The 13,081-nt window shown below is 62.6% G+C and carries 1 protein-coding gene and 4 pseudogenes; all 5 read left to right on the top strand.

The window, feature by feature from the left end; genetic code table 11:
- Window positions 1-131: 131 nt before the first annotated feature.
- A pseudogene (locus AC3IUE_RS23425) lies at window positions 132-1,303 on the top strand (MFS transporter).
- Between the two features lie 170 nt (window positions 1,304-1,473).
- On the top strand, window positions 1,474-2,208 hold the full coding sequence (locus tag AC3IUE_RS23420) for a thioesterase II family protein (RefSeq protein WP_489263900.1): 735 nt from the start codon (window positions 1,474-1,476) through the stop codon (window positions 2,206-2,208).
- Window positions 2,209-2,466: 258 nt separating this feature from the next.
- A pseudogene (locus tag AC3IUE_RS23415) lies at window positions 2,467-3,894 on the top strand (condensation domain-containing protein); the annotation flags it as partial.
- Window positions 3,886-11,553 (top strand): annotated as a pseudogene (locus AC3IUE_RS23410) (amino acid adenylation domain-containing protein); the annotation flags it as partial. The pseudogenes AC3IUE_RS23415 and AC3IUE_RS23410, both read left to right, overlap by 9 nt.
- A pseudogene (locus tag AC3IUE_RS23405) lies at window positions 11,536-13,077 on the top strand (amino acid adenylation domain-containing protein); the annotation flags it as partial. The pseudogenes AC3IUE_RS23410 and AC3IUE_RS23405, both read left to right, overlap by 18 nt.
- Window positions 13,078-13,081 lie beyond the last annotated feature (4 nt).

The following is a 13,081-nucleotide window of genomic DNA, read 5'->3' as shown; positions in this document are numbered from 1 at the left end:
CTGCATTCCCACGCAGAGCGTGGGAACGATCAGGTCACGGGGGCAGCGCCTTAACACTCATCCAACAATTGCCTGCTTTCCCCTCAATCAAGCTTATGGCAACTTGCAGGCCCTTGTTGAGATCTGCACCTATGGCAAACCCCTACCTCGAGCTGTTCAAAGCCCCAGGCAGCAGCGCTTTTGTGCTGGCCGGGATGATCGCGCGCATGCCGATTTCCATGACCGGCATCGGCCTGATCACCATGCTCTCGCAGCTGCAGGGCGGGTATGGACTGGCTGGCGCAGTGGCGGCCACGTTTGCCCTGGCCACGGCGTTTTGCGCGCCGCAAGTCTCGCGGCTGGTGGACCGTTTCGGGCAGCGTCGGATCTTGCCAGTCTCGGCACTGATCGGTGGCGGAGCGTTGTTGCTGGTGTTGCTTTGCACTCGCTTGCAGGCGCCGAACTGGACGTTGTTTGTATTCGCCGCGCTGGCCGGTTGCATGCCGAGCATGTCGGCGATGGTGCGGGCGCGCTGGACCGAGGTGTATCGCGGCCAACCTGAGCTGCAAACCGCCTATGCACTGGAGTCGGTGCTGGACGAGGTCTGTTTTATCGTCGGGCCGCCACTGTCGGTGGGGTTGTGCGTGGTGGCGTTCCCCGAGGCGGGGCCGTTGGCGGCGTTGCTGATGCTGGCGATCGGGGTGACGGCGTTTGTGCTGCAACGTGACACCGAGCCAGCGATTCATCCCCATGAAGACCATCATCAGGCCTCGATCATTCGTTCCAGCGAGATTCAGTTACTGATGCTGTTGATGGTCGCCATGGGCACCATCGTCGGCGTGGTGGACGTGGTCAGCGTGGCGTTCGCCCAGCAGCAGGGCCAGCCGGCGGCGGCGAGCATTGTGTTGTCGGTGTATGCCATCGGCTCGTGCCTGGCGGGGCTGGCGTTCGGGGCGTTGCGCTCGAAACTGCCGTTGCCGCAACTGTTCCTGTACGGCGGAGTGGCGACGGCGGTGACCACGCTGCCGTTGCTGCTGGCGACGAACATTCTCGGGCTGTCGCTGGCGGTGTTCGTCGCCGGGTTGTTTTTTGCGCCGACCCTGATTGTGGCGATGGCGTTGGTGGAAGCATCGTGCCGCCGGCCAAACTCACTGAAGGCCTGACCTGGCTAGTGACCGGGTTGAGTATTGGTGTGGCGATCGGTGCGGCCAGTTCGGGTTGGCTGGTGGATGCGTTCGGCGCGCGCAGCGGGTTCTGGGTGGCGATTGCGGCTGGCGCCGTGGTCCTCGGTTCCGCAGTCCAGAGCTTCCGCCACTTGAAATAAAGAATAACTGTGGGAGCGAGCCTGCTCGCGATAGCGGTGTGTCAGTCAACATGGATGTGACAGACAGAGCGCTATCGCGAACAGGCTCGCTCCCACAGGGTTATCTGTACGACTAATTCTCCCCGGCGCTCATCCGTTCTCTTAACAGACAACTTTTTGAGGTAAACCCGGTGACCCAGCTGACATTGCTCTGCCTGCCTTATTCGGGCGCGAGTGCCATGGTCTACAGCCGCTGGCGGCGCAAGCTACCGGAGTGGCTCAAGCTGCAACCCGTGGAACTCCCAGGACGTGGCGCCCGGTTTGGCGAACCCTTGCACACCGACATGCGGCGCCTGGCGCTGCAACTCGCGCAGGAGCAAAAAGCCACGCTCAAGACGCCGTACGCGCTGTTCGGTCATAGCCTTGGCGCGTTGCTGGCCTGTGAGATGGCCCATGCGTTTCGCTCGCTGGGCTGTCCGGAACCGGTGGCGCTGTTCGCTTCGGGAACCGCCGCACCGACCCTGCGTGCCGACTACGACCGGGGTTTCGCCGAGCCCAAAACCGATGCCGAATTGATCGAGCTATTACGCACCCTCAACGGCACCCGTGAAGAGGTGCTGGCCAACGAAGAACTGATGAGCCTGACGCTGCCAGTGCTGCGCGCGGACTTTCTACTGTGCGGACGTTTCGAGCCGCAGCAACGCCCCTTGCTCAAGTGCCCGGTTCATGTGCTTGGCGGCAAGGCTGATCGTGCCACCACTGAGCAGCTGATCGGCTGGAGCAAGGAAACCCACGGTAGCTTTTCGGTGGACATGCTCGCTGGCGGTCACTTCTTTATCCACGAGCACGAGGCCAAGGTGTTGCGGGTGATCAAGGATCAGCTGGAAGTTCACCATCGGCGGCACGCCATGGCCGTCAGCGCCTGACCCAATCTCAACATCACTCAATACCTGTGGGAGCGAGCTTGCTCGCGATAGCGGTCTGTCAGTCACATCCATGTTGAATGTGCCGCCGCCATCGCGAGCAAGCTCGCTCCCACATTTTGAACTGCTACAACCTGACCTTTCCTCGCCACAACCTTCCTTCCTGATACTTGTTCTCATCCGCTAATTTTTCCGATCTGCATTCGTTTTATAGGGACGACGTGCCTTTGTGCTTCCCGCCACTGATCCGGATGCTAAGAAATGAATGCTGAAGACTCCTTGAAACTTGCTCGCCGGTTTATCGGGTTGCCCCTGGAAAAGCGCCAGATGTTCCTTGCGGCCTTGCAAAAGGAAGGCGTTGATTTCGCCCGTTTCCCCATTCCTGCCGGCGTCGAAGCCGAAGATCGCCAGGCGTTGTCGTACGCCCAGCAACGCATGTGGTTTCTCTGGCAGCTGGACCCGCAAAGCGGCGCGTACAACCTGCCGGGCGCGGTGCGTCTGACCGGGCAGTTGAACCTGTCCGCGCTGGAGCAAGCGTTCGTCAGCCTCGTTGAACGTCACGAAACCCTGCGCACCGTGTTCCAGAGCCAGGCCGATGACACCCTGCTGCAAGTGCCGGCCAGTGCGCCGTTGGTCATTGATCATGTGGATTTCAGCGCATTACCGGCCACGGAGCGCGAAAGGTCCGTTGCCCAAGCGGCCGAACAGCAATCCGTGCTGCCGTTTGATCTGGCAACCGGCCCATTGCTGCGCGTCACCTTGCTCAAACTCGCCGAGCAGGAACACGTCCTCCTATTGACCCTGCACCACATCGTTTCCGATGGCTGGTCGATGAACGTGCTGATCGACGAATTCATCCGCTGCTACGACGCCTTTGAGGCGGGTGCAGAACCGCAACTCGCGCCATTGCCGATCCAGTACAGCGACTATGCGTTGTGGCAACGTCGCTGGCTGGAGGCGGGTGAACAGGCGCGTCAACTCGACTACTGGCAGGCGCAACTGGGCGACGAGCACCCGGTGCTGGAACTGCCCACCGATCACCCGCGCCCGGCGATGCCGAGCTATCGCGGCACCCGTTATGAGTTCGCCGTCGACGGTCAGTTGGCCGAGCAACTGCGGGCCGCGGCGCAGAAACACAACATCACCCTGTTCATGCTGTTGCTCGGCGCCTTCAACGCGCTGCTGCATCGCTACACCGGGCAGACCGACATCCGCGTCGGCGTGCCGATCGCCAACCGCAACCGCGCCGAGATCGAAGGCCTGATCGGCTTCTTCGTCAACACCCAGGTGCTACGCACCCAGCTCGACGGCCAGACCCGTGTCGACGACTTGCTGCGTGCCATCAAGGAAACCGCCCTCGGTGCCCAGGCCCATCAGGACTTGCCGTTCGAGCGCCTGGTCGAGGCGCTGAAACTGGAACGCAGCCTCAGCCACACGCCGCTGTTCCAGGTGATGTACAACCACCAGCCGCAGGTCGCGGACATTTCCACGGTCAGCACCGCGTCCGGTCTGGCGCTGGGCGTGATCGAGTGGGAAGGGCGCACCACCCAGTTCGATCTGACCCTGGATACCTACGAAAAGGGCGGCAAGCTGCACGCCGCGCTGACCTACGCCAACGACCTGTTCGACGCAGCGACCATCGTGCGCATGGCGCAGCACTGGACGCATTTGTTGCAGGGCATGGTCAGTGATTCGCAGCAGCGCATCAGTGATTTGCCATTGCTGGAGAGCGCGGAATACCAGCGCATCGTGCATGACTGGAACCGCGCTGACGAAAGCTTCCCGCAGGACCTGTGCATTCATGAGCTGATCAGCCAGCAAGTCGTCGCGAACCCGAATGCATTGGCGGTGACCTTTGCCACGAAGCAGCTGACTTACGCCGAGCTCGACCATCAGGCCAATCGTCTGGCACATCGGTTGATCGAACTGGGCGTGGGCCCGGAGGTCCGGGTTGGCGTGGCGATGCAACGTTCCGACAACCTGTTGGTGGCGCTGCTGGCGGTACTCAAGGCGGGCGGCGCTTATGTGCCGTTGGACCCGGATTACCCGGCCGAACGCGTTGCCTACATGCTCGAAGACAGCCGCGCTTTGGTGCTGCTGACTGAGCAAGCTGTCGCCGCAACATTGAACGTGCCGGCGGATACACAAGTGTTGCTGATGGACGATACGGAGTGGGCCGCTTACCCAAGCAACGCGCCGGTGACCCGCGTCACGCCGGACAACCTCGCCTACGTGATCTACACCTCTGGCTCCACCGGCAAACCCAAAGGCGTGGCCATCGCCCACCGCAACGTGTTGGCGCTGATCGACTGGTCGAAATCGGTCTACAGCCGCGAAGACATCCAAGGCGTGTTGGCCTCAACGTCGGTGTGCTTCGACCTGTCGGTGTGGGAGCTGTTTGTCACACTGGCCAACGGCGGCTCGGTGATCATCGCCCGCAACGCCCTGGAATTACCGCAGCTGCCGGCCCGGGATCAGGTGCGCCTGATCAACACCGTGCCGTCGGCGATCAATGCGTTGCAGCGCGACGGGCAGATCCCGCCAAGCGTGCGCATCATCAACCTCGCCGGCGAGCCGTTGAAGCAGAGCCTGGTAGAGGCGCTGTATCAGCAGTCGACCGTCGAGCATGTCTACGATTTGTACGGTCCGTCCGAAGACACCACCTATTCGACCTGGACCCGTCGTGAGGCCGCTGGCCGCGCAAACATCGGCCGACCGCTGAAACACACCGCCAGCTATTTGCTCGATGCGGACCTGCAACCGGTGCCGCAAGGCGTGTCCGCCGAGCTGTACCTGGCTGGCGCCGGCATTACCCGTGGTTACCTGGCACGTCCGGGCATGACCGCCGAAAAATACGTGCCGAACCCGTTCTCCAACACCGGCGAACGCCTGTACCGCACCGGCGACCTGACCCGTTATCAGGCCGACGGCACGTTGCAATACGTCGGTCGTATCGACCATCAGGTCAAGGTCCGCGGTTTCCGCATCGAACTCGGCGAAATCGAAGCGCGACTGTTGCAGCAGGACGCCGTGCGCGAACTGGCGGTGTTGGCGCAGGACGGCGTCAACGGTCAGCAACTGGTCGCGTACATCGTGCCGACCGATCCGTCGCTGCTGGACGACATCGACGCTCAAGCGACCCAGCGTGAAACCTTGAAAGCCGCGCTGCGCCAGCATCTGCCGGACTACATGGTCCCGGCGTTCCTGCTGTTCCTCGAACAGCTGCCACTGACCCCCAACGGCAAACTCGAACGCAAGGCTTTGCCGGCGGTTGACGGCTCGCAGCAACAACGCGAACACGTCGCGCCGCGCACGGCGATGGAAAAGTCCCTGGCAGCGATTTGGCAGGACGTGTTGGCCATCGAAAATGTGGGTCTTGAAGACAACTTCTTCGAACTGGGCGGCGACTCCATCGTTTCCATGCAAGTGGTCAGCCGTGCGCGTCAGTCCGGGATCGTGTTGAGCCCCAAAGACCTGTTCCAGCACCAGACCATCCGCAGCCTGGCCCAGGCCGCCCGCAACGGTGAGCAACCGTTGATCGATCAAGGCCCAGCGGTTGGCGCGGTGGCGTTGGCGCCGGTGCAACAGTGGTTCTTCGAGCAAGCGATCCCCGAGCGTCAGCACTGGAACCAGTCGCTGCTGCTGGTGCCGCGCAAGGCGTTGAACGTCGAGGCTCTGGATCGCGCGCTTGAGCAATTGCTGACCCATCACGACAGCTTGCGCCTGCGTTACCAACAGACCGCCGAAGGTTGGCAACAAACCTATGCCGCGCCGACCACAGAGTCGGTGTTGTGGCAACGTCAGGCGCAATTGCTCGAAGAACTCAACGCCCTGTGCGACGAAGCCCAACGCAGTCTCGATTTGCAGAACGGTCCATTGATGCGGGCGCTTCTGGTAGCAATGGCCGACGGTACTCAGCGTTTGCTGCTGGTGATTCATCACTTGGCCGTGGACGGTGTTTCCTGGCGTGTACTGCTGGAAGACCTTCAACAGTTCTACAGTGGCGACGCCGCGACAACGGTAAAAACCAGCACCTATCAACGCTGGGTCGCTCGCTTGCAGGATCATCTGCCAGTCTTTGAAAACAGCCTCGGACACTGGCAGACCCAACTGAAAAACGCGCCGAGCGATCTGCCGCGCGACCGCCCAACCGGCGCACTGGAAAACCGCTTCGAACAAAAACTCGAACTCAAACTCGACGCTGAGCAAACCCGCAAACTGCTGCAACAGGCCCCGGCGGCCTATCGCACCCAGGTCAACGACCTGCTGCTGACCGCGCTGGCTCGCGCGGTTTGCCGCTGGAGCGGGCAGGGCAGCACGCTGATTCAGCTTGAAGGCCATGGCCGTGAAGACCTGTTCGACGACATCGACCTGACCCGCACCGTCGGCTGGTTCACCAGCCTGTTCCCGGTCAACCTGATGCCATCCAGCGATCTCGGCGCGTCGATCAAATCCATCAAAGAACAACTGCGTGCCGTGCCGGACAAAGGCCTGGGCTATGGCGCGTTGCGCTACCTCGGCACACCGGCGATTCGCGCCGAACTTGCGGCGTTGCCGCAACCGCGTATCACCTTCAATTATCTGGGGCAGTTCGACCGTCAGTTCGACGATGCGGCGATGTTTGTGCCGTCCACAGAAGGCAACGGTATCGCGCAAGATCCATCGGCACCGCTGGGCAACTGGCTGACGGTCGAAGGCCAGGTCTACGGCGGCGAGTTGTCGCTGAGCTGGGGTTTCAGCCGCGAGATGTTCGACGTCGCGACCATCCAGCGTCTGGCGGACGATTACGCGCTGGAACTGAGCGCGCTGATCGATCACTGCTGCGCCGTTGAAGCGCCGCAAGCCACACCGTCGGACTTCCCTTTGGCGCGCATCAGTCAGGTGCAACTCGATGCACTGCCGGTCGCTGTTTCGACCCTCGAAGACCTATATCCACTGTCGCCGATGCAGCAGGGCATGCTGTTCCACACCCTGTACGAACCCGAAGTCGGCGCTTACATCAGTCAGTTGCGCCTGGACATTCAGGGCCTCGACCCTCAGCGTTTTGCCGACGCCTGGCAAACCGCGCTGGAGCGTCATGACATCCTGCGCAGCAGCTTCCACTGGCAAGGTCTCGACACCGCGCATCAAGCGATTGTCCGCAACGTAGCGTTGCCGCTTGAAGTGCTTGAAGCAACCGACACCGATGCGCTGGCCGACGCTGAACGCGCCCAGGGTTTTGCACTGGGCAGCGCGCCGCTGTTCCGCTTGAAGCTCATCCGCGCGGGCGTCAATGACTGGCACCTGATCTACACCAGCCACCACATTTTGATGGACGGCTGGAGCAACGCGCAGCTGCTGGCCGAAGTGATCCAGCACTACGCCGCTGGACAATCGCTGCCGGCACCGACCGGGCAGTACCGCGATTATCTGGGTTGGTTGCAGCAGCAATCGGCCGTCGCTGGCGAGCAGTTCTGGAAAGCGGCATTGGCACCGCTTGAAGCGCCGACGTTGCTGGCCGAAGCCTTGCGGCCGCCGGTGGGTGCCGAGGGCAGCGAGGAATACCGAATCGCACTCGACAGCCGCGCGACCCAGCGTCTGGCCGAGTTCGCCCGTCAGCAGAAGGTCACCCTCAACACCGTGCTGCAAGCGGCGTGGAGCCTGTTGCTGCAACGCTACACCGGTCAGGATTGCGTCGTTTTCGGCACCACGGTCGCTGGGCGTTCTGCTCCGCTGCCGGGCATCGAAGAGCAGCTCGGCCTGTTCATCAACACGCTGCCGCTGGTGTGCGCGATGAAGCCGGATCAAACCGTCAGCCAATGGCTGGGCGAGTTGCAAGGGCTGAACCTGGCCATGCGCGAGTTTGAGCATGTGCCGCTTTACGATATTCAGGGCTGGGCGGGGCAGCAGGGTTCGGCGCTGTTCGACAGCCTGCTGGTGTTCGAAAACTTCCCGGTGGCCGAGGCGCTGAAGCAAGGCGCGCCGGCCGGGTTGTCGTTCGGCAACCTGCACAACCACGAACGCACGCACTATCCGCTGACCCTGGGCATCGAACTGGGCGAAGGCCTGAGCCTGGACTTCAGCTACGACGCGACGCGGTTCAGTGCGGTGCAGGTCGCTGAGTTGTCGGCCAATCTGCAGCATCTGCTGACGCAACTGGTGGCGCAGCCGGACGCGCCATTGGGCGCGCTGGAACTGCTCGATGTCGATGGCAAAGCCGCTGTGCTCGCAGTCAGCCAACCGGCCGCGGTTCAGTTATCCACAACGCTTTTGGCACACGAACAAATCGCCGCTCAGGCCGCCGCCACCCCAGACGCGATGGCATTGCAGGTCGATGGTCAGACCTTGAGCTACGGCCAATTGAACGCGCAGGCCAACCGACTGGCCCATCGCTTGATCGAAAACGGTGCCGGCCCCGGCAAGCGCGTCGGCCTGGCGCTGAACCGTGGTCCGCAACTGATCGTCAGCCTGCTGGCCGTGCTAAAAAGCGGCGCTGCCTATGTGCCGCTGGACCCGAAATACCCGGCTGAGCGCCTAGCCTACATGATCGATGACAGCCGCCTCGACGTGCTGCTGTGCGAGTCCGGTCTGCTGGAAAATGTGTCAGGCGTGCGACGTCTCGGCCTTGACGACAGCGCCGACTATCCCGACAGCAATCCGCAAAGCCACGCGCTCGCTGAAGACCTTGCCTACATCATCTACACCTCCGGCTCCACCGGCCAACCCAAAGGCGTGGCCATCGCCCATGCCGCGCTACGCGAGTTCTGCCAGACCGCCGCCGATTATTCGCTGCTGTCGGCGTCGGACCGCGTGTTGCAGTTCGCGACCTTCAGTTTCGATGGCTTCGTCGAGCAGTGCTTCCCGGCGTTGTGCGTCGGTGCGGCGTTGATCATGCGCGGCGATGAGGTGTGGGATGCCGGCCGACTTGCCACCGAAATCGTCCAGCAAGGCGTGACCGTGGCGGACTTGCCGGCCGCTTACTGGTACTTGCTGGCCCGGGAATGCGCGAGCGGTGTGGTGCGCAATCTCGGTGATTTGCGCCAGGTTCACGTCGGCGGCGAAGCGATGTCGGTCGAAGGTCTGCGCTTGTGGCATCAGGCCGGTTTGAGCCATGTGCGTTTGCTCAATACCTACGGCCCGACCGAGGCGACCGTGGTGTCCAGTGTTCACGAATGCCGTCTCGAAGATGCCAGCGACGCGTTTGGCATCCCGATCGGTCGAGCCATCGCAGGTCGGGCGCTGTATGTGCTGGACGCGGCCGGTCAGTTGTTGCCCAACGGTGGCGTCGGTGAACTGTGCATCGGCGCGCCGGCAAGCCTCGCTCAGAGCTACTTCGATCGCCCGGCGCTGACCGCTGAACGTTTCCTGCCGGACCCATTCGCCCGTGAACCGGGCGCACGGCTGTACCGCAGCGGCGACCTCGCGCGCTACAACGCTGAAGGGAATCTGGAATACGTCGGCCGCATCGACCATCAAGTGAAGATTCGCGGTTTCCGCATCGAAATGGGCGAGATCGAAGCCTGCCTGCAAGCTCGGGAGGAGGTGCGCGAAGCGGCGGTTATCGCTCAGGACGGTACGCAACTGGTGGCGTACATCGTGGCCAACGGCGCGGTAGCCTCTCAGACGGAATATCTGGAAGGCCTCAAAGCCGTTCTGCGCCAGTCGTTGCCTGAATACATGGTGCCAAATCACCTGATCCTGCTGGCCAAACTGCCGCTCAACAACAACGGCAAACTCGACCGCAGAGCCTTGCCGCGCGTTGAAGCCGGCGATGCACAACGTGACTTCGTGGCCCCGGCCGAAGGGCTGGAAACGCAACTCGCGCTGATCTGGCAGGAGGTATTGCAGGTCGAGCGCGTGGGCCGTGACGACAACTTCTTCGAGCTGGGCGGACACTCGCTGCTGGTGCTTCAGGTGATCTCCCGCGTACGTCAGCAGTTGCAGCTTGAACTGTCGGTGAGCAGTCTGTTCTCCGCCGCGAATCTGGCGGAATTCGCCGAGCGTGGAGCACTGGCGAGCGTCAGCGGCCAACCGTCCCTGCAACGTGCAGCGGTCGATCAGCCACACATTCTGTCGTACGCCCAACAGCGTCAATGGATTCTCTGGCAACTGGACCCTCAAAGTTCGGCCTACAACATTCCCGCCGCGCTGCGCCTCAAGGGCTCGCTGAACCGCGAAGCCCTGCGCGAAGCCTTCACTCAACTGCAGGCCCGTCACCAAACCCTGCGCACAACCTTTGAGCAGGACGGCCAGCAGGCGCGTCCGGTGCTGCACGACAATCTGGCGCTGCAACTGGATGAACGCACACTCGATCAGTCGTCGATCGACAATGCCGTAGCCGAAGAAATCGCCCGTCCGTTCGACCTGCGCAACGGTCCGCTGTGGCGCGTGTTGCTGCTGCAAGTGAACACTGACGAACACGTGCTGGTGCTCACCGTGCACCACATCGCTGCCGATGGCTGGTCGATGCAGGTCATGGTCGATGAATTCAGCGCGCTGTATCAGGCGGTCGTCGAAGGCAAAGCTGCGAACCTGTCGAGCCTGCCGGTGAACTACAGCGACTACGCCCGTTGGCAGCGTGACTGGCTGGAGGCCGGGGAGGGCGCACGCCAACTGGCGTGGTGGCGCGAGCAACTGGATGGCAGCCAGGCACCGCTGGCATTGCCGAGTGAACTGACCCGTCCGGCCCGTCGCACCGAGCGCGGCGCCAGCCTGGTGCTGAACGTTGATCGCGAATTGCTCGTCGGTTTGCGTCACCGTGCCCAGGAACAACAGGTGACTTTGTTCATGCTGTTGCTGGCGAGTTTCCAGACCTTGCTGCATCGCCAGAGCGGACAGTCGAGCATCAGCGTCGGCGTGCCGAGCGCCGGTCGTTCGCGCCTCGAAACCGAAGGCCTGATCGGCTTCTTCATCAACACCCAAGTGCTGCGTGCCGAGATCGATGGGCAGCAGACTTTCAGCACCTTGCTGCAACAGGTCAAGCGTGTGGCATTGGGCGCTCAGGCCAATCAGGACTTGCCGTTCGAGCAGTTGGTCGACGCCTTGCCGCCGGACCGCAGCCTCAATCACAGCCCATTGTTCCAGGTGCTCTACAACCATCAACAGCAGTTGGGCGCGAGCGTCGAGCGCAGCGTCGCCGACTTGCAGGTCGAGCGTCTGCACTGGCAGCAACACACCACGCAATTCGATCTGGTGCTCGACACTCAAGAGCAGGGCGAAGCGCTGGATGCCAGCCTGACCTACGCCACTGACCTGTACGACGAGGCGTCGATGAACCGCTTCGCCGAGCAGTGGCTAAACCTGCTGCGAGCGGTGGTCGTCGATCCGCAGCAGCGCGTCGCCGAACTGCCGTTGCTGCAAGCCCCGCAACGCGATGCGTTGATCCAGCACTGGAACCCGACGTTCCAGGCACAACCGCCGTCGCCAACCCTGCACCACTTGTTCGAAGCCCAGGCTGCCGAGCGACCGAACGCAATCGCGCTGGTCTACGAAGGCGAGCAACTGACCTACGCCGCGCTCAACGCTCAGGCCAACCGACTGGCGCGCAAACTGCGTGAACAGGGCGTCGGCCCCGAGGTGCGCGTCGGCATTGCCACCGAACGGGCGATGTCGCTGGTGGTTGGCTTGTTGGCGATTCTCAAGGCCGGCGGCGCCTATGTGCCGCTCGATCCGCAATACCCGGCCGAGCGCCTGAGCTACATGATCGAAGACAGCGGCATCACGTTGCTGCTGACTCAACAACACTTGATCGACGGTTTACCGGCCCGCGACGGCGTGCAGGTGCTGAGCCTGGAGTCGTTGCAACTGGAGGCCTTCAGCGACGACAACCTGCCAGCGCTGGCGACCCCGGACAACCTCGCCTACGTGATCTACACCTCCGGTTCTACCGGCCGGCCGAAGGGCGCATTGCTCAGCCACGGCAACGTCGGGCGTCTGCTCACCGCCACCGCTGCCGAGTTCAACTTCGGCCCGGACGATGTCTGGACGCTGTTCCATTCCTACGCGTTCGATTTCTCGGTGTGGGAGCTGTTCGGTTCGCTGTGCACCGGCGGGCGTCTGGTGATCGTGCCGTATTACATCAGCCGCGAGCCGCAAGAGTTTCATCGCTTGCTCTGTGATGAAGGCGTGACGGTGTTGAACCAGACCCCGACCGCGTTCCGCCAGTTGTTGCCGATTGCCTGCGCCAGCGAACGAAGTATGGCGTTGCGTCAGGTGATTTTCGGCGGCGAAGCGCTGGAAGTTGCGAGCCTGCGTCCATGGTTCGAACGCTTCGGCGACCAGCAGCCAACCCTGGTCAACATGTACGGCATCACCGAAACCACGGTGCACGTGACCTACCGTGCGATCCGCCTGGCCGACCTCGACGGCAAGGCCCAAAGCCCGATTGGCCTGCCGATCCGCGACCTGCGCTGGTACCTGCTCGACAGCCAGTTGCAACCGGTGCCGGTGGGCGTGGCGGGCGAGTTGTACATCGCCGGTGCTGGTCTGGCGCGCGGTTATCACGGCCGTTTCGGCCTGACTGCCGAGCGCTTCGTGCCAAGTCCGTTCGACGTATCACAGCGTCTCTATCGCAGCGGCGACCTGGCGCGTCAGCGTGCTGACGGCAGCATCGATTACCTCGGCCGGATCGACCAGCAAGTGAAGATCCGTGGCTTCCGCATCGAACTGGGTGAAATCGAAGCCGCGCTGCTGGCCCAACCGGGCGTGCGCCAAGCGGTGTTGAGCGTGCATACCGGCGACGGCTGCCCGCAGCTCTGTGCCTACGTCGTGGCCGAGCAAACCCCGCACGACCCGATCGTCTGGCGCGACAACTTGCGCGCCGCGCTCAAGGTGGATCTGCCGGATTACATGGTGCCGAGCCACTGGTTGTTGCTCGACGCCTTGCCGCTGACCGGCA

This window comes from Pseudomonas sp. GL_093 (assembly GCF_057837605.1).
This window is presented reverse-complemented; position numbering and strand designations above follow the sequence as displayed.